Consider the following 19,529-nt stretch of genomic DNA (forward strand, 5'->3'; position numbering starts at 1 on the left):
TTTTGTATATGAACAAGCTATAAGGTCCTTTTACATAAATGTATGGAAATTAGCATTAAGATCGATTGATCCTGTGACCTGCACAAATTCAGATCAACCTGCTGGGTAAAGAATAATTCTGTTAATTTACTAGTATTAGAAGGTAATATCCGAGCCCTGTATTTACTGCCATTGTTTTAATTTTGAATTGGACTAAAGGATTTGAAAGCGGTTATTACATTATGAAACGGAAAACTAGATCATTACTCACTTTTTTAACTGCGTTAAGTTTCGTACTCTGCGCGCTGAATGTGCTCACTTTGCTCACAGCTGCTGCACAACAAAACAGGGATTACCCGATACAACCGGTAGTTTTTACACATGTGCATGTGAATGACAAGTTTTGGGCACCCAAGCTGGAGATTAATGCAAATATTACCATTCCTTATACGCTGCAAAAGTGCGAAGAGAATGGCCGCATGGATAACTTTCATAAAGCGGCACATGAAATGGAGACCGGCAAGCTTACACAGTTTCCATTTGACGATACCGATATCTACAAGGTTATTGAGGGCGCATCGTATGCGATGGAGGTTAAAAAGAATCCGCAGCTTGAGCGGTATATAGATTCATTGATTACCATGATCGGTGCAGCTCAGGAGAAAGATGGTTACCTGTTTACCTTTCGTACGGCGAATGCCAAAACACCACATGAATGGATCGGGACCAAGAGATGGGAAAAGGAAGAAGACCTCAGCCATGAGCTGTATAACTCGGGACATTTATTTGAATCTGCGGCAGCACATTTCCAGTCTACCGGTAAAAGATCCCTGCTGGACATTGCGATCAAAAATGCGGATCTGCTGGTGAAGGACTTCGGTCCCGGTAAGCTTCAGATCTACCCCGGACACCAGGTGGTAGAGATCGGCCTTGTTCGTTTGTACAGGATCACCGGGAATAAGAAATACCTGGACCTTGCTAAGTTCTTTCTGGATGTGAGAGGTCCTAAAGGCACGGCCTACAATCAGGCAAATGCAAAGGTGATCGATCAGAATACTGCCATAGGACATGCGGTACGTGCCACCTATATGTATACTGGAATGGCTGATGTTGCCGCACTGACGGGAGATGAAAAATACCTGGAAGCGATTGACCGGATCTGGGAAGATGTAGTTTACAAAAAGCTTTACCTTACCGGAGGAATTGGCGCAACTGGTGCGGGAGAGGCTTTTGGTGATGCTTATCAATTACCCAATATGTCGGCCTATGCTGAAACCTGTGCCGCCATTGCAAATATCTACTGGAACAGCCGTATGTTTCTGCTCCATGGTGATGCCAAATATATTGACGTGCTGGAAAGGACGCTGTACAATGGCTTATTGTCCGGCGTATCACTCAGCGGAGACCGGTTCTTTTATCCAAACCCGCTCGCCTCCATGCACCAGCATCAGCGCAGCGCATGGTTTAGCTGTGCATGCTGCATTTCTAATATGACCCGTTTCCTGCCCTCTGTGCCCGGATATGTGTATGCACAGAATAATAACGATCTGTATGTAAACCTGTTTATGGGTAATAGTGCCGGTGTGACCCTCAAATCGGGTAAGGTAGCATTGACCCAGGTTACGGAATATCCCTGGAGCGGAAAGGTTGAAATGGCCATTGATCCGGAAAAAACAATGCGCTTTGCATTAAATATCCGGGTACCGGGCTGGGCGGCACAATCTCCCATCCCCGGTGATCTGTATTCTTATATGGGCGGGGTTAAGACCCCCATAACCCTGTTGTTGAATGGAAAACCGGTTGCCTATCAAATGATCAAAGGATATGCTGTTGTAGATCAAACCTGGAAAAAAGGGGATAAACTAACTCTTGATCTTCCAATGGAGGTTCAAAAAGTAATTGCAAATGCCAAAGTAAAAGATGATGCCGGAAGGTTTGCCTTTCAGCGCGGGCCGATCGTTTACTGTTTGGAAGGTCCGGATAACAAAGATGGACTGGTTCAAAACATCATGATTGATCCCAATGCAAAAGCTACTGTTTCATTCAGGAAAGATAAACTCAACGAAATTGCTGAACTGGCGGTTCAGGGAAGCAGTACAAAAAGACAATTGAATACCGATGCGCTTTTAAAGCAGGACCAGACAGTTACGGCAATTCCATATTATACCTGGGCCAACCGGGGCCCAAGTGATATGACGGTTTGGATTCCTTATGAAGCATCTGCAGCCAGGCCACAGCCTGCTCCAACCATTGCTTCTACCAGTAAGGTTAGCTCCTCATTAAACAACCCACGATTGCTTGAGGCCATTAAGGACCAGTACGAGCCTGCTGATTCAAAAGATACCAACTACCCTTATTTACACTGGTGGCCAAAAAAGAATACGGTAGAGTTTGTACGCTATGATTTTGTTAAAGAACAAACGGTGTCAGAATCCAAGGTTTACTGGTATGATGACGGGCCATGGGGCGGATGCCGGATCCCGCTGTCTTACAAGGTGCTTTATTTAAAAGATGGAAACTGGTTTCCCGTATCCGTGTTGAACAATAGCGGAATTGCTAAGGATAAATTTAATGTAATTAAATTTAAGCCGGTGACTACAACAGCTTTGAAGCTTGAATTGCAGCAGCCTGTTGAGCAATCGTCTGGTATCCATGAATGGACCGTACAATAACTCATATCATGAAGCAACCAACCCCTTCTTTTAAGTCATCTCTTGGTCTGATGGATGCGACCATGCTTGTTGCCGGCAGCATGATTGGCTCCGGTATTTTTATTGTTAGTGCAGATATTGTCAGGAATGTGGGTAGCTCCGGCTGGCTCATCTTTGTTTGGCTGATCACCGGTTTTATGACACTTGCTGCAGCCTTGAGTTATGGAGAGTTAAGTGCGATGTTTCCGAAAGCCGGCGGACAGTATGTATATCTTAAAGAAGCTTATAACCCTTTAATGAGTTTTCTGTATGGCTGGAGCTTCTTTGCGGTGATCCAAACGGCAACCATTGCAGCGGTAGGCGTTGCATTTGCGAAGTTTACCGCCTACCTCTTTCCGGTATTTAGTGAAGATCGAATCGTTGCTGATCTTGGATTCATGACGATATCACCAGCACAGCTGTTGTCCATTTGTGTGATTATCCTCCTCACCTATATGAATACCCGTGGTATTCAAAGTGGGAAGCTGATCCAGACTTCATTTACTGTGGTCAAATTGCTGAGCCTTGGCGGCTTGATTATTTTTGGGTTCTGGGCAATAGACCGCGAAATATGGAAAGCCAACTGGAGCAATGTCTGGGATATGCACAAATTACTGCCTTCAGGAGAAAAGGTGTCCTATACATTTGTGCCTGCACTTGGTGCGGTAGCAGCAGCCATGGTTGGTTCTATCTTTAGTAGTGATTCCTGGCATAATGTGACCTTTATTGCCGGGGAGGTTAAAAATCCAAAACGCAATATTGGATTGAGCTTGTTCCTGGGCACATTTATAGTCACCATTATTTACATCGCGGCAAACCTTATGTACACCGGGGTGCTGACGTTACCTGAAATAGCTGGTGCAGAAAAAGACAGGGTGGCAGTAACGGCTTCCCAGGTTATCTTTGGCACTTCCGGAACGCTGATCATTGCGGTGATGATTATGATCTCTACATTTGGCTGTAACAATGGTCTGATCATGGCGGGAGCCCGTGTGTATTACTCCATGGCAAAGGATGGGATGTTCTTTAAAAAAGCAGGTACGCTAAACACCAATTCGGTACCAGGATACGCCCTTTGGATACAATGTATCTTTGCAAGTTTATGGTGCTTAACGGGCAGGTATGGCGATCTTTTAGATATGATCTCTTTTGTAGTGGTCGTGTTCTACATGCTGACCATTGCCGGGATCTTTATACTGAGGAAGAAAAGACCGGATGCAGAACGTCCTTACAGAGCAATTGGTTATCCTGTTTTACCGGTTTTATATATCCTGATGGGCTTAGCCTTTTGTATCCTTCTGATTATCTTTAAACCAAAGTTTACCTGGCCCGGACTTATTATTACGCTTATTGGCATTCCAATTTATTATTGGATCCGTTCAAAGAATTTAAACAAAGAGACAGTATAGTACCTCTTTATATTAACGGCTATTCAAGATTAAATTCTGTTTATTGAATTTGATCTTGAATAGCCGCTAATGATTTGTGATCTTGAATAGCCTCTTCAGGTTTAGTTATAAAATTTCCACTTCGCCTGGAAGTTCTTTTCTAAAGGTTGATTGGTCAGTATAGCCCGTGCCATTTCAACGGGCATACTATTTTCCCGGATAAAGGCATCATTAAATGCTTTGATGGTCATCTTTTTAGTGTCCACCAATTCCTTTTTTAATGACATGATCTGGAGGCCGCCTGTCAGGTATGCAATCTGGTAGAGCGGATCGGTCCATGAGGCTACAGACCGTCTTACTTCGCCTTCGGCATTCGCACGTTCATGACCAACGTGGTCAACCAGGTAATCCACGCACTCCTGGGCAGACCATTTGCCGATCTGGAAATTCAGTGAGAACAGGATTCTTGCACAACGGTGTTTTCTCCAGAACAACATGCCTATTTTCTCTTCTGGTGTTTTTGCAAATCCCATATCATAAAGCAGCAGCTCCCAATAAAGTGCCCATCCTTCCATCCAGAAAGGCGTGTTGTACCGTCGGTGGGTATTATACCGTCTGGCCATAAAATACTGCAGGTTGTGGCCTGGTATCAGTTCGTGCTGTACGGTAGCCCTTGAAAAATAAGGGTTATTTCCCCTCATGCTCATCATTTTATCATCATAGCTCATTTCGCTCGTTGGGTAGGAGATGCTGATCTCATCTCCGCCGGTAAAGAACGGATTTACCAGCTGTCTTTCAGGTGTCATCATGATCATTCCCCAGGTTTCCTCGGCTAAAGGAGGTATCGTCATCAAGTTGTTGGTTTTAATGAAGCCGATCGCATCCTGATAAAGCCTCACAATCAGTTCCGGTTGTTTTCCCGGTGCCACATACGTGTTCTTAACCCTTTCCAGTGCAGCCTTCCAGTCGTCCTTTAATCCCATCTCCCGGGTAGCCTGCAGCATTTCCTGATCGCACCAGGCCATTTCCTTATTGGCCATTTCAATCAATTCTTCCGGGGTATAGGCAATCATCTCATACTTTAGCTTTCTCAGGATTTCAGCTCTGCCTACTGGAATCCCTTCAATTTTTTGTGCATTTGTGCCCGATGCTTTACGGTGTTTTTCTAATGCTGCAGCATATGCCGGCAGCAAATTGTCGGTTTCTTTATATGTAGCAGATACCCACCAGCTAAACATAGGATCATAATTGTTGTAAAAATCGTATACTTTCCGGACTGCACTTCTAATGTCCCTGGCAATCTCCGCGGCAGACCTTGCGGTGCTTTCATCAAACGGAGGGACAGAAGCCAGGCTGCTGTTTAACTTTGCAATCGTTTTGTTAATTTCATTCAGCTGAGCTGCTATTTTCTGGCCTTCCATGGCAGTGCCGCGTCTGCTTTGTTTTTCCAGCTGATAAATTTCATCTGCGAATGGAAAATAAACCTTTAACCGCATAAATTCCTGATCTGATCTTTGCTGCAGCGCCAGACTTTCATTTAAGTCTCTTTTAAATAGAATATAATCGGCCTTACTTCCGTTATTCATCTGGTTGAAATCCAGTTCGTCTATTTTTTTAAGATATTCTTTAAAAAGCGACTGTAATCTTTCGCTGGTTTCAGGCGCGGTTTCTATGGTATAAAATTTTCTGAGCAGCATCCTGTCCGCCTGGTATTCAGACATGAACGGTGCAACGCTGTTGATTTGTGCAATGGATGGCCCGGTAGTAAATACAACTGACATCAGAATGAGTATGAGTTTATTTTGCATGCTTGTATAAATTGATTATGGATTTAGTTCACCAATATTGCGGTTAGGGGGATCAACACCAAGAAGCGTTTTCACAAAGAAATCCCGCTTCTTGTTCTTGCCAAAAGGTCCGCCATCACTATGGCCCATGCCGGGAACCACGATCAGCTCGAATGTTTTTCCGGCTTTGATCAGCGCATCTGCATACCTGTAGGTAGATTCTGGCGGAACGTTGGTGTCGGCCTCGCCAACCAGGAGCATCAGGTTTCCTTTTAGTTTGGCGGCATTGGTAATGTTTGACTGGGCTTCATAGTGCGGTCCTACGGGATAACCCATCCACTGTTCGTTCCACCACTGTTTGTCTACACGGTTATCGTGGCAGCCGCAGGCTGCAACTGCCGAGGTGTAAAATTCCGGATGGAACAATACTGCACCGCCTGCATTTTGTCCGCCTGCGGAGGTTCCGTAAATGCCCACTTTGCTAATGTCAAGATAGCTGTATTTGCCGGCCAGCGCTTTGATCCATAAGATACGGTCTTCAAATCCTGCATCGGCCAGGTTCTTCCAGCATACATCGTGAAAGGCCTTAGACCGGTTGGCTGTACCCATACCATCACATTGAACCACGATAAAGCCAAGTTCTGCAAGACTTTGCATTTCACTGTAAGGCATAAAGGTCTTTGGTACGAACGAGTCTTGCGGACCCGCATAAATGTACTCAATAACGGGATAGGTCCTGGTGCTGTCCAACTGAGAAGGCCGGCACATAATGCCCCAAATGTCTGTAGTTCCATCCCTGCCTTTTGCTACAAACACTTCTGGCAGCCTGATTCCTGAAGCTGAAAAAGCCGAAAGGTCTGCTTTTTCCACATCCATGATTTTTTTGCCGTCTGCAGTTCTGGTCAGCGTGGTTACCGGGGCAACATTGACCTGCGAATAGGTGTCCAGAAAATGTGTCTTGTCTGGCGAATAGCTCAGGTTGTGATTCCCGGTTGCAGGGGTAAGGTCAATCGTCTTTCTGCCATCAAAACCAATGCGGTAATAGTGAATGTTATAGGGGTCTTCTGCAGGATCCATTCCGCTTGCCCTGAACCAGATTTCTCTTTTTATCAGGTCTACACTGTCAATGTTCCTGACTACCCAATTTCCCTTTGTGATGCGCTTTTCTTTTCCAGTCCGTTCATCTACGAGGTATAAATGCCGGTACCCATCTTTCTCTGTGGTCCAGATCAGCTCATGGGTTTCGGGAAGGTATTGGGTAAAAATACGCTGCTCGTAGATAAAGGTATTGGTTTTTTCATCGATGATGTTCTTCGTTTGGGCGGTCTTTGTATTTACTTCGATAACGCGGAACCGCTGATGCCCGCGGTCTCTCCTTTCGAAGGTGAAATAGGTATTGTCATTCTTTCTCCAGTGCAGCTGGGGGGTGCCAAAGAAATCGATCTTATCCGTTTCTACCCTTTTTGAGGTTTTGTTCTCCATATTGAACAGGAACATTTCAAAACTCGTAAAATCCTCTCCGGGCTGCATGTAGGGATTTGATTTTAGTTCTGCCCTGGTGGTTCCTGGCACAGCACTGAGCAGGTAATATACCTTTTCTGTTTCTTTTGGATCTGTTTTATAGCCTACGAGTGTTTTACTGTCGGGCGACCAGCTCATTCGTCCATATGGCTTTGCTATAGTTCCGTCTTTGGTTAATGGTGTTTCTTCCTGACTGGCCTGTGACTGCACATAAATATTTCCTTCTTTTATGAGGGCCGTATATTTTTTATCCGGTGATTCGGCACGGCCCTGGTCGTAATTTCTTCGCGGATAACGATCGTTACTGCGTTGAGCGGGTACCGGAAGTTTGGGTTCTGCGATGATTGCTTTTGTGCGGGCCGCCACATCCACCTGGATATATTCTGCTTTATTGCCAGGTAAATTAACACGGTACCAGAATGTTTTGCCGTCTGCTGCCCAGTTTGCCCGTACAGCGGATCTTGTAATTAATTTAGTTACCGTTGTATCCATTGCTGCAGCACGTTTGTAGGAATTGAGCAATTCCTGGTGCGCTGGCTTATAGTTCTGTTGTGCATACAGTGATGCAGACCAGGTACAAAGAAGGATTAAAAAGAAATGTTTCATCGTTTTTAAAGAAATTTAGGATGTAATATAGAGAACAGATTTGAGGCAGGGATCTTATTTTCTGGTCACATCGGTAAGGTTCACTTCTACTACATAAGTTCCTTCCATTTTTACCCTGAATCCGAATGACGGGTTTACGCTATTGTTGGGTACGCCGTCAATGGTGACAAATGCTTTTGGAATTCTATAATACATTAAATAACCCCAGTCTGTAGTTGTTGTGATGTATTTTACGAGGGGAAAAGGTGCTACTTCAAAGTCACAAACCAAGGCAGTATCTGTAGCAATGACCTTATTAAATTTGGCATGGCTTTCAAATGTTGGCCTGTCACCGCGTTTGATCACTTCTCCATTTTGCGGATTAAATGCTTTCCCCGTTTTATCGGTAATCTTTAAGATGACGCGTGCGCCTTCATTAGAGATCTTTTTGCAGGAAAGTTTTGGAGCTTTGATGGCTGTAAATACTTCTGTGTCGCTTGAGGCATTGTTTGCCTGGTATGTAATTTCAAATACATCCTCTATATTGGGCTCTATGATATGGATCTGTGCAAACTCCGGATAAAATTTAGTTCCCCAGGTATTACTTACTTCCAGATCAAAAACATATTCTCCAATGGGAAGGTTACCCGAACTCCTGTTGAATGCAATTTGTCCGCTTACCGGGTTAAACTCCATGGGTACCTTGATCACAGATTCCCGTTTTGCATTCAGCAGTGCTACGGTTGTATCCGTTTCGGGATTAAAGGTCATGCCGGTCTTAAAGACAAGGATCTCATATTCGGTATTAAATTCTTTGGGTGCCGGGGCGCCGGTAAGCCTGTTCCTTAAGTTGAGCATTTTGAAATTGAATGGGGGCGTAGAACCATCTGCATTGATCCGGTCTGACAGGGAGAGGGCCATTCCCTTTACACAGTAAATGACGTTATTCTTATACCGTATGGTATCACTTAAAAAGCCGTTCTCGATCTTTTTACAGGCGATGGCCCCGATTGCAATAAGGGCAAGGATTATATAGGTGCTGTATTTAGTTTTCATATCATTTATTTTTAAAGTTAATTACCGAGGCTGCCTGCATTGAAAAATAACCGGTGATTGTCTGTCAGAACATGCAGGATCCCATTTGTTGTAATGATCCCCGACGTCTGGCAGTCCAGCGATATGTCCCTTCTGTCTTGCGGCACTGCACCTGGATTTGCCAGCAGATCATCCCGCGTACCGATTACTTTGGTAAAGTTTACGTAGTCTACATAATCTAAATAATCACTATAATCGTAAGTCCTTCTCAGCTTGATCAGCCAGGTAATCCCATTGATGGGTCCAAGCATGCTGTTGAATAACCTTCCTTCCGTGGTTAACTGGTTACGGGTGATCTTACCCTGGAACATGTAGTTTTTCAGGGAGTCTTTTAACTCGTCCGGATCGAGGTTGTCGATATTGAAGAAAATATTCTCGTCTCCAACTTCGGCTATCCGTTCTTGTTTTTTAGCACGTACATAATCTGCAATTCCGTAATTGGTGGTTGCAAAGAAGGTGATGTCACCATTTATTTCATCTTTCATTCCTGCCCTGTCGATGATGCGGATCAGGGAATCAAATTTTGGGTTGGTTTTCAGATAGTCGTAAGTGGTCATGTTTACACGGCCGGTTTTGATGATGCCGCCATCATTGATATAACCGTCTTTCTTGCATGCGCCCAGTGCGATTACTGCAAGCAGCAGAATGAATGCTGTTCTTATATTCTTTGTCATAGCTGTAGTGTTAAATTTTACCCCTCCAATACGTGGTTTGTGTCAATAAGTTGTTGTTGCTGAACAGTGCAGGATATACCGGCCAGTAATAGCCTTCCTGATTAAATCTGGAGCTTGTAAGCCAGGGTACAAAATCTTCATATTTTCGTGTTCTTAGCAGGTCGTAGAAGATATGGCCTTCCAGATAAAGTTCCTTTCCGCGCTCCAATACGTATTCATTCATCACGGCATCTTTGGTTAATCCGCTGGGCAGCTGGTTACTTACATCTGCGCCATTTCTGGTCCTGAACTCGTTGATGATGGTTGTTGCTGTATTGACCTGGTTTTTATACAGTGCAATCTCTGCCTGAAGAAGGCGCATGTCTGACAGGCGAAAAACAATGATGTTGTTGCTGACATAGGCATCCAGTTTTTGACCTGGATTTCTATAGATCACATTGCTGTATTTGATACAGGTTGGCCTGTCGGTATTGATATCCGTAAAATTCTTTCTAAAGCGGATATCCTTTGTGTCTGTTTCCTTAGTGACCACAGACTTCCACTCCCAGGCCCAGGCTACTTCATTCCATACCCATCCTTCGGTAACCTTATTGACAAAAAAGTGTGTGGTAAAATATCTGGGTGTTACGTAAGCTCTTGAATTGTTGTTGTTGTACGCGATATTGGCCGTTCTGAGGAACATGTTTGCTACGCTTGAGTTTGATCCTTCTCTTGAATCCTCACTGGCATTGATCTCAAATATTCCTTCCCGGGAGCGTCCTATAAACGTGCTGTAATAATTTGCGGTATCGGTTAAGGCATATCCGCCATCTTCCATAATTCTGGTTATGGTCGTATCTGCGCTGTTTACGTCTGTCATGTTCGGAGTGGCGGACCTGGCATCGGTCATGGTGGCCCGCCACAAGTATAAATGGGCTAAAAGCGCATATACGGATCCTTTATTTGCAGTAACATTGGCTTCGCCCGCTGTTGTATTTCCCCAGATCAAATTTTTTGCCGCTTCATGACAATCTGCTTCTATCTGCTTCATTACATCTGCTTTAGGGCTTCTTGCAAGGTGTTTTGCGGTGATCGGGTCTTCATCAATGGTGGTTACCAGCGGTACATCTCCCCATACGCGTGTCATCATGAAATACGACAATGCACGGATAAACAGTGCCTGACCAATGATCTTTTGTTTGAATTTAACGGGATTGGATATGTCTTTCAGGTTTTCATCAGGAACGGATGGAATCTTATTTAAAATGAGGTTAGACATCGCAATTGCCTTATAGTATTTGGTCCAGTTGGCCAGTGAATTCAGGTTGTAAGCACCGGTAATGTCTCCGTTCTGGATGTATTCAAGCCCGTCTCCCCAATACTGCAGGGTTAAATAAGAGGTGGATACGGCATCGCCATACATATAATACCGGGGACTGGTGTAAAATGTTCCGCTGGTCATTACATCTCTCAGGAGTGCATAATTTCCGGCAAGGGCACTTTCGCAGTCCTTTGAATTTTGCCAGAATACCTGGTCATATGTTGAATTTCGCGGTTCCTGATCCATTAATTTTTTGCAGGAACTGAAAAGGATTGTGCCCGTAACTAAAGTGCACATGAATATTTTTAGGATGTGTTTGCTTTTCATGATCTTAATTTTAGAATTGAACTTCAAGTCCCAGTGTGAATTTTTTTGGAATGGGATAGCCGGCACCACTGTATTCTCCATACGGGTTTACCGCTTCTGCATCGGGTAATTTTTTAGATTGCTGGAATACGGCTACATTATCTGCTGTAGCCCAGAACCTTAATCTTCCGAGTCCCAGCCGTTTGATTGCCGGTTGGTTGAGGTCATAAGAAAGCGTGATGCTTTTAACACGGAAGTACCCTCCTTTTTCAAGGAAGAAGGTCTGTGAACTGGCATAATAGTATCTATAGCTGCCGATCTCATATTTGGCATAGGTGGCATTATCGCCCGGGTTTCTCCAGATGTTGATCTTGTCCAGATCAGGCGTAGAGAAATTGGCGAAATTGGCTGCATTTCCTGATGCTGAATTGGAGAACTGATCTGATTCAAACAGGTTGAGTACATCGCGGTCAAATGCGAAGGTACAGAACACGTTGAGTCCGAAATTCTTATAAGAGATGTAATTGCTAAAACCGCCCGTCCATTTTGGATTTGGATCTCCAATTGGAACCTTATCGGGGTTTATACCATCATTAAAAGGATCTATATTATAATCGCCGTCTACATCTTCAAAATAGAAATCCCCGGCCCTGAATGCGTTTCCTGCAGCACCGTAACGGTCTCCGGTATAGGGGTTAACCGGAACATCTGCATCGGTAGCAAATACTCCCCTGGTACGGTACAGGTAAAAGGCATTGATCGGCTGTCCAACGCTTAGAATATGCGACTTGTCAAAACGGCCGCCGCTTAGTACCAGGTCACGTCCGCCATTTGGCAGGCTCATGATCTTGTTCTTCACGTAAGAAATGTTCAGTCTTGAATTCCATTTGATGGCACTTTGTCTGGAAAGCGGATTAACCGCTATTGTGGCATCGGCACCAGAGTTACGAACCCCAATGGCATTGGTTAATGCCATGTCATAGCCGGTGGTTACGGGAAGGGTTACACTAAATAGTTTAAATGTATTTTCTTTGTTAAAGACATCAAATGAGAACGAATATTTTCCATCGCTAATTTCGACATCTGTTCCGAAGTTCCATTGCATGGATTTTTCCCAGCTTAAGTTGTCCTGGGCAACCCCGTTGTAAAAGTTTGGGGTGATTGCGGTAACTCCATTGTAGGAAGTGGCATCACCATTACCCGTATATCCGCCTGCATTGACATTGTAAAGACTGTATTGAAGGTAATTCTGACCTGGAAGGGATCCGGTGGTTCCTATACTTCCCCGTATTTTGATCATGGAGATCTTCCCAAAGTTGTCTTTTATAAAGTTTTCTTCAGAAAGGAGCCATCCTGCAGATACTGCCGGGAAGAAACCCCATTTGTTATTTTTGCCAAACCGGGATGATCCGTCTGTACGTGCGCTCATAGACAACAGGTATTTGCTGTTGTAATCATAAGACAGCCTGCCGTAGTAGGACAGGAGCCCCTCTGCATTGTAATCTGAATAGGCACTGATATTGGCTTGCTGAAACCCTTGTATCACCTGGATATAATCTGATGCCCCATGAGCGCCGGAAGCGGTAGTATACCTGGATTGGTTGTATTGGATATCCTGACCTGCAACTATGCTGAGGCTGTGTTTATTGAACTCATCTGAAAAGGTCAGGAAATTTGAAGTGAGCAGACCGATTGAATTGTCTGCATAGGAGTAGGAATAATTACCCTGGTTATTTTCTAATATATTCGTACTGCTCTGGTCCCTTCTTGCCGAGTTACCGATATAGGATGACTGTGAGGTAAACTTAAATTTCTTGCTAAAATCATACCCCAGGTTGAAATTCACAGTAAGCTGGTTGCTGGTATTCTGATCGATGCTCTCATCATACTTGCCCAGGTAATAATCTCTTTTGCTGGAAGACAGGTTCAGTAATGACGACGGCATAGATCCTGCACTTAGTGAAATCGGACTCGCATTGTTTCCATTTCCCCTTGCCCGGTCAGACCTGGAGAAGGAGATGATGGGATTAATGGTCAGCTTTTGGTTCAGCGCTTTAGAGGCCAGGTTTAAGCGCATGCTATACCGTGTAAATCCTGTACCTTTTATAATTCCTTCTTCATCGTAAAAGCCGGAACTGAAGCGGTAGGTCATGCCGCCATTTCCGCCGCCCGACAAACTTACGTCTGCGTTCTTGATGATCCCTTCCCGGTAAAACATATCCTGCCAGTTGGTATTTGCATTAAATGCCGGGTTTAAACTATCTGTTAGTATATAAGGTAAGTTTTTTTGACCGGCATAGTCCAGCTGGTTTAATAATATGGCCATCTTTTGGCGTCTTTCTGTAGATCCGAGGGTTACATCTCTCAATTCTGGTCTTTGCGTTAAACCGCCGTAAAAGGAAACCATCACCTTGGGTTCAGAACTCGTTCCTTTTTTTGTGGTGATCAGGATTACCCCATTGGCAGCCCTTGATCCATAGATTGCTGCTGCCGACGCATCTTTTAGTACATCGATTGATTCAATGTCGTTAGGGTTGATCCCTGCCAGGTAATTGGTTCCTGTACCCGTATTTGGAGATACAAAGGTTTCTGCAGGTTGTGGAACGCCATCTACTACATACAGCGGCGAGCTCAATACATTGTATTCATCGTAGTCGAGGTTTACTGCGGATGTTCCGCGCACGGATACGGTTGGCGATGCTCCGGGCATTCCCGAGAAATTTTGAACATTTACGCCGGATAATCTGCCCTGCAGCAGCTGGTCGAAGCTGGATGATGGGAGATTGGCCAGTTCTTTGGATGAAATACTGGAGATTGCTGAGGTGCTTTTTCTCCGGATTATTTTTTGGTAACCCACAACGAGCACGTCATTAAGATCACTCATTGACTCTTCGAGTGTAATGGTTACTGCATTCCGGCCAGCTAGTTTATACTCCATTTTTGCATAACCGATAGAGCTTACCACCAATATCGCATCTGCCGGGGCAGAGATTGAAAATTTACCATTCTCATTGGTCATGACGGTATTTTTTGTTCCCTTTACCAGGACTGTGGCTGCTGGAACAGGGAGGTTCTTTTCATCCTTTACCGTGCCTGTCACCGTAGTTTGCGCGGACGCTTTTACGGACAACAGCAAGCATAGGAGCAGTGTAATTAAGTATTTTTCTTTCATCATCAAAAAGATTAGATTTAGTTTGTTTAGACCGGTTCAGGTTATTTTACCGATGGCGGAAGTGTGGCCCCGCCATAGATACTATGGATCAGCTCGTAGAATTCGGGATCGTACGTTTTAAAGACATCTCTTGTAGACACATGATTGTGTGTGCCATCTCCGGCTTCGGGGGCTCTTGCGTTGAGGTTGAAATAGCTTTGAATGCCCTCTGCCCAATATTCTTCAGGATTTGTGATGGCGTAGGTGTTTTTCCATAGCCCTTTAACCTTAGCCCTGTTCCAGATGTCTTCTACCTGCTTCTTAAAGGTTGGATATAGCTTTTCTAAGCCAAAGTTCTTTACAGCATGACCAAATTCATGGATCACGATATTCTCATTGGGATACCTGTCGGAAGAGTTATTCAGGATATCCCCTTCATGGAGCCCGCAGCTTGCTCCCGGCATGTTCGGGCCATAACCGCCAGCGTACCTGGTTGCATCCAGATTTGGATCCCATCCCGGAATGACATTTGGATATTCATTGTTTCCGAAGATCACAATAAAGATCCGCTGCTGCCTAAGCATGTTCAGTACGGGGGTGGGCAAGGTATTCGTGATCACCATACATTGAACCTTTGCCTGCTGCAGGGCGTTGTCACTTACACCGGCACCGCTCACAATGGGAATGCTGTTTTCAAGTGTAGTTCCGAGCATTACATATTTCTTGTAATAGCTGGTAGGAATTTTGAAGAGGGAGATTTCAGTTGCCGGTATGTCCAGTGGTTCTCTGGCTTGCGGCTCTTCTCCAAAATCTTCAATGATCACTTCTTCCTGAAATTCCGGACCTGGATCTTTCTTGGTACAAGCCAATGCGATGATCAAAAAAATAGCAGAAAATAGATAAAGATTTTTCATTGTTTTGAGTTTAGTTGCAACTCAAATTTAACCAGGAGTATTGATTAAAATGATCAGGAATTTAGCAGGTATTCGCTGTATTTTAACTGTTTAACAATGATTCTTTGTCTATTTTGGATTTACGGTTGTTAAGTTATGGTTATTTAAATTGAAATTATTTTTCTTTGACTATGCGGATGCCATAAACTGGTCCGGCACTGTTCTTTTCTTTGGGCACGAGCTTAACGGTTACCTGCTGTTTTCCTTTGGTTAAAGTTGCAGGGATTGTATAATTAATATCGTAAAACTTACTGTCCTTGTATTTATTCAGGTCTTCCGCAGCTATTTTTTCTCCGTCTATCCAAATCTCAAAGTTCCGTCCCCGGTTGTCCATTCCCCAATAGGTACCTATCAGTACGTTTTGCAGTTCAGGATCTGTTTTCATTGTAAACTGCATGTAGCCGCCATCATAGGCTGATCTCCATTTTTTAGTGTGATCTTCGCCCATTTGAATTTTTTCTCCGGTAAAGTTGTGATCGCGTTCCGGCTGCATTTCTCCCAGGCGGATAAAATCAACGGTTTTAAGTTCTGTTTCCTTTTCTTTAAGCTTTTTTTCAGCATATAGCTTCTCCTGGCTTACCCATTTCTCTGGTGTAAAAACATCCCAGTATACACTATAATATTGGTTCTTTGTTTCATAAAACGGAATGAAGGATACTTGAGCAGGTTTCCCTGCACTGTTGCTGGCAAATGTTAAGGATTGTGCATTTGTTTTGGTGATCCAGGTTTTAGGATCATTGTTGCTGGTTACAAAAACGGGTACGCCCTGTACCGGATCGGGTTCTGTATTGCCTAAAACACCGGCAAGCAATAAAGGTCCATAGAATACTGCCCTTCGTTCCGGATTATCGGGCATTGCTTCTGTATACAGGGCCTGTGGAAGTACATAGACGATCTTATCGTTATTTTTCCAATTCCTTTTAATGCTGAAATAGCCTTGTGCATTTGGGATAACCTTTTGTGTCTGCCCATTTACTGTGATTACTGCATTTTCTGCCCATTTTGGTTTACGGAGCAACAACGTAAAGCTGCTGGCTTTGGCCGTGTTTATCGTTAAAGTGGTCTGATCTGAATTTGGTATGGCAGAGTTCTGGGTTATCTTAACTCCTTTTTCCTTCCAGTTTAATACGGAGGATACAAAAAGATTTACATACAGACTTCCATCATCTGCTCTAAAATAAATGCTTTCGTTATATTTTACATGGTTTTCCATTCCTGTGCCTACACAGCAGGTGAAGTCATGGAACTCAGAACTGTAATGTTTTTTGCCGCCCATTCTTAGCGGAACAAAATAGCACATCATGCCTGTTTCATGATTCTGTGAGGCCAGGATGTGGTTGTATAGTCCGCGCTCATAATAATCAAACAGGGCAGATGAAGGTGCTAAAGCAAACAGGTGATTGGTGAGCTTAAGCATATTATAGGTGTTGCACGTTTCGGTTGTATTGTCGGTCAGCTTGTCACTCAGTTTATTGGGTTCACTTAAATATTCATAGTTGCTGTTGCCGCCGGTTGCATAGGAATGATCTTCCACTACGGTTTTCCAAAAGAAATTAGCAATGTCGAGGTCTTTTTTATCCCCGGTTAACTCATGACGGCGTGCACTGGCAATGATCTTCGGAATTTGTGTATTGGAATGCTTTCCGGGTAAAATATCTTTTTGCTCAGAAAGGGGATCGAGGATTCTTTTGTCATAAAATTTATAGGAAAGATCCAGGTACTTTTTATTCGCAGTAATGGCATATAGGTTGCTGAGTGTTTCGGCCATGCCGCCATATTCGCAAAACAGCATTTTCTGTAACAACTCATCATTCAAACCTCCAATGGTATTTCCGGTCCAGTCGGCCATGCCTATACAGGTTTCCAATGCTTTATTACTGCCGGTATATAGATAGGCATCCAGCAGGCCAGCCATAACCTTATGGACGGTATACCATGGCGCCCAGCCACCATTGAGGTCAAAGCCGCCCGTTTTAATATTGCCTTTTGCTACTTCCGCCCATATGGCATCTTCTTTTGGGATGGCCCCGATGTATCCGGATTTACGGGCTTGCTGACAAAGCATCAGCTCATTTACCATATAGTTTATTCTTTTTAGCAGCTCAGGGTCTTTTGTGGACGCATAATGAAAGGAAATTGCTGACAGGTAGTGACCGAGGCTGTGTCCGGCCAATCCATCTGATTCCCAGCCTCCATATTTTTTAGCTTTAGGGGTTAGTCCGGCATTTTCCCTAAAACCGGATAGCAACCGGTCTGGCTCAATTTTAAAAAGAAAGGCTTCATCTGCTTTCATTGCGGTCTTAAACGTGCTTTCCAGCAATTGTACCTCTTTAAGGTCAAATGAATATGCTTTTATCGGTACGGCCGATTTTACTTTTAGCCGTGCATCGTTATATTGAGGAACGTAAGATTGTGCATAAGCCGCGGAGTAAAGAAGTCCTGCAATGAGCAGATTTTTTAAATGTATTGCCTTCATTGGTAACTGGGATTAGAAAAATATAAACCTAGTCATGAAATCATATTAATGCTACTTTATAATTCACAGCAATTACCCGGATTTTACCTCTGTTATTTGGGTTTACCCATTATTTGTCCAATGCTCTTCGTATTTTAACCATTCGGGGTATTGTCCCGGTTTTTGGTTATATTTCTTTTAAAATTTGTGAATCAGTTAAGATCTATGTTTGATAAAAAAGAATACAGGAATAGAAGGGCCAGGCTTAGTGAAGCGGTTGGTTCTGGTATTTTACTTTTTTTAGGGAATGAAGAAAGCCCGATGAATTACCTGGATAACACCTATCATTTTAGGCAGGACAGCACCTTCTTATATTACTTTGGGATTCAATCTCCGGGGTTGTCAGCAATTATAGACATTGATATGGGGACATGCACTGTCTTTGGCGACGAGATGACTATGGATGATGTGGTATGGATGGGAAGGCAAAAAACATTGCGGGAGAAAGCAGATGATTCTGGTGTGGTGCATGTCGTTCCGCGCAGCGGCATTTATGATTACCTTCTGAAGGCAAGAACAAAGCAGCGTAACGTACATTTTCTGCCGCCGTACCGTTCGGAAAATAAGATCCTCCTTGCGCAGCTTTTTAGATTTAGTCCCGCTGATGCGCCGAACCATGCATCTGCCGCATTTATAAAAGCTGTAGTTAAACAGCGCTCGGTCAAATCTGACCTGGAACTTGTAGAGCTTAATGCGGCGGCAGCTATCTCTGCAGATATGCACCTGGTCGCGATGCAGATGGCCCGGCCTGGAATGAAAGAAAGTGAAATTGCTGCGGCAATCCATCAGAAAGCTTTGAGTACAGGTGGTAACCTTGCTTACCCGATCATATTAACTGTGAATGGGCAGATCCTGCACAATCATTATCACGGTAATGTATTAAAGGAAGGAGATCTTGTGCTGAATGATTCGGGTGCGGAAACGGCCATGGGGTATGCGGGCGACCTTACCCGTACGTTTCCGGCAGGGAAGCATTTCAGTTCGCAGCAAAAGGAACTCTATAACGTGGTACTGGATGCCTATCGCACAGCTGTAGCGGCTTTGAAGCCTGGAATTCGGTATCTGGATATTCATCTGACATCCTGCCTGCAATTGGCCAAAGGGCTTAAAGATCTGGGGTTCATGAAAGGTGATCCGGAGGCGGCTGTTGCTGCAGGTGCCCACGCCCTGTTTTTCCAGTGCGGCACCGGACACATGATGGGGCTTGACGTGCACGATATGGAAGACCTTGGAGAACAATATGTAGGATACTCGGATCAGCTGCAAAAAAACACCACCCAATTTGGGTTAAAATCCCTTCGGCTCGGTAAGGAACTGGAGGCCGGCTATGTGCTTACTGTAGAGCCTGGTGTTTACTTTATTCCTGAACTGATCGATCTGTGGCGGTCTGAAAACCGTTTCTCTGATTTTATCAATTATGAACAAGCGGACCGATATCGTTCGTTTGGAGGAGTTCGCGTAGAGGATGATTTTGTGATTACTAAAAATGGTTCAGACATGTTGGGTAAGCCACTTGCGCTTTCTGTTGATGAAGTAGAGCAGTTGAGGGCATCTGCGTATTAATTATTTGTTATTCATCCTTAAA

General features: G+C 44.1%; 11 protein-coding genes. 3 read left to right on the forward strand and 8 right to left on the reverse strand.

Annotated elements, in window-relative coordinates; all coding sequences use genetic code 11:
- Positions 1-221 precede the first annotated feature (221 nt).
- Together ATK78_RS20895 and ATK78_RS20900 are read left to right on the forward strand one after the other, a co-directional pair.
- Entirely contained in the window at positions 222-2,651 is a 2,430-nt protein-coding gene (locus tag ATK78_RS20895) for a glycoside hydrolase family 127 protein (protein WP_133578079.1), read from the forward strand.
- Positions 2,652-2,659: 8 nt separating this feature from the next.
- Entirely contained in the window at positions 2,660-4,078 is a 1,419-nt protein-coding gene (locus ATK78_RS20900) for an APC family permease (RefSeq protein WP_133578080.1), read from the forward strand.
- A gap of 101 nt (positions 4,079-4,179) precedes the next feature.
- On the opposite strand, the gene ATK78_RS20905 is transcribed toward ATK78_RS20900, so the two are convergent.
- From ATK78_RS20905 to ATK78_RS20940, 8 genes are all read right to left on the reverse strand, one after another.
- On the reverse strand, positions 4,180-5,838 hold the full coding sequence (locus tag ATK78_RS20905; RefSeq protein WP_243732599.1) for a DUF885 family protein: 1,659 nt from the start codon (positions 5,836-5,838) through the stop codon (positions 4,180-4,182).
- 42 nt (positions 5,839-5,880) lie between these two features.
- A complete protein-coding gene (locus ATK78_RS20910) occupies positions 5,881-7,971 on the reverse strand; it encodes a S9 family peptidase (RefSeq protein ID WP_133578082.1) in 2,091 nt (696 codons plus the stop codon).
- Between the two features lie 54 nt (positions 7,972-8,025).
- Entirely contained in the window at positions 8,026-9,006 is a 981-nt protein-coding gene (locus tag ATK78_RS20915) for a DUF5007 domain-containing protein (protein WP_133578083.1), read from the reverse strand.
- Positions 9,007-9,023: 17 nt separating this feature from the next.
- Entirely contained in the window at positions 9,024-9,719 is a 696-nt protein-coding gene (locus ATK78_RS20920; RefSeq protein ID WP_133578084.1) for a hypothetical protein, read from the reverse strand.
- 10 nt (positions 9,720-9,729) lie between these two features.
- Complete coding sequence (locus tag ATK78_RS20925) at positions 9,730-11,346, reverse strand: RagB/SusD family nutrient uptake outer membrane protein (protein WP_166664937.1); 1,617 nt, start codon at positions 11,344-11,346, stop codon at positions 9,730-9,732.
- Positions 11,347-11,356: 10 nt separating this feature from the next.
- The gene (locus tag ATK78_RS20930; RefSeq protein WP_133578086.1) at positions 11,357-14,500 is read right to left on the reverse strand and encodes a SusC/RagA family TonB-linked outer membrane protein; all 3,144 of its coding nucleotides are present in this window, start codon (positions 14,498-14,500) and stop codon (positions 11,357-11,359) included.
- Between the two features lie 38 nt (positions 14,501-14,538).
- Entirely contained in the window at positions 14,539-15,390 is an 852-nt protein-coding gene (locus ATK78_RS20935; protein ID WP_133578087.1) for a hypothetical protein, read from the reverse strand.
- Positions 15,391-15,544: 154 nt separating this feature from the next.
- On the reverse strand, positions 15,545-17,905 hold the full coding sequence (locus ATK78_RS20940) for a glycoside hydrolase family 127 protein (protein ID WP_133578088.1): 2,361 nt from the start codon (positions 17,903-17,905) through the stop codon (positions 15,545-15,547).
- 204 nt (positions 17,906-18,109) lie between these two features.
- Here ATK78_RS20940 and ATK78_RS20945 point away from each other — a divergent pair, with 204 nt between their 5' ends.
- Complete coding sequence (locus ATK78_RS20945) at positions 18,110-19,507, forward strand: aminopeptidase P family protein (RefSeq protein WP_133578089.1); 1,398 nt, start codon at positions 18,110-18,112, stop codon at positions 19,505-19,507.
- Positions 19,508-19,529 lie beyond the last annotated feature (22 nt).

It is taken from the genome of Pedobacter metabolipauper (assembly GCF_004362715.1).
GTDB classification, from domain to species: domain Bacteria; phylum Bacteroidota; class Bacteroidia; order Sphingobacteriales; family Sphingobacteriaceae; genus Pedobacter; species Pedobacter metabolipauper.

Bases quoted from the DNA above. Each gene is read 5' to 3' on its own strand.
- ATK78_RS20895 (WP_133578079.1), top strand. From the start codon at position 222: ATGAAACGGAAAACTAGATCATTACTCACTTTTTTAACTGCGTTAAGT.
- ATK78_RS20900 (WP_133578080.1), top strand. From the start codon at position 2,660: ATGAAGCAACCAACCCCTTCTTTTAAGTCATCTCTTGGTCTGATGGAT.
- ATK78_RS20905 (WP_243732599.1), bottom strand. From the start codon at position 5,838: ATGTCAGTTGTATTTACTACCGGGCCATCCATTGCACAAATCAACAGC.
- ATK78_RS20910 (WP_133578082.1), bottom strand. From the start codon at position 7,971: ATGAAACATTTCTTTTTAATCCTTCTTTGTACCTGGTCTGCATCACTG.
- ATK78_RS20915 (WP_133578083.1), bottom strand. From the start codon at position 9,006: ATGAAAACTAAATACAGCACCTATATAATCCTTGCCCTTATTGCAATC.
- ATK78_RS20920 (WP_133578084.1), bottom strand. From the start codon at position 9,719: ATGACAAAGAATATAAGAACAGCATTCATTCTGCTGCTTGCAGTAATC.
- ATK78_RS20925 (WP_166664937.1), bottom strand. From the start codon at position 11,346: ATGAAAAGCAAACACATCCTAAAAATATTCATGTGCACTTTAGTTACG.
- ATK78_RS20930 (WP_133578086.1), bottom strand. From the start codon at position 14,500: ATGATGAAAGAAAAATACTTAATTACACTGCTCCTATGCTTGCTGTTG.
- ATK78_RS20935 (WP_133578087.1), bottom strand. From the start codon at position 15,390: ATGAAAAATCTTTATCTATTTTCTGCTATTTTTTTGATCATCGCATTG.
- ATK78_RS20940 (WP_133578088.1), bottom strand. From the start codon at position 17,905: ATGAAGGCAATACATTTAAAAAATCTGCTCATTGCAGGACTTCTTTAC.
- ATK78_RS20945 (WP_133578089.1), top strand. From the start codon at position 18,110: ATGTTTGATAAAAAAGAATACAGGAATAGAAGGGCCAGGCTTAGTGAA.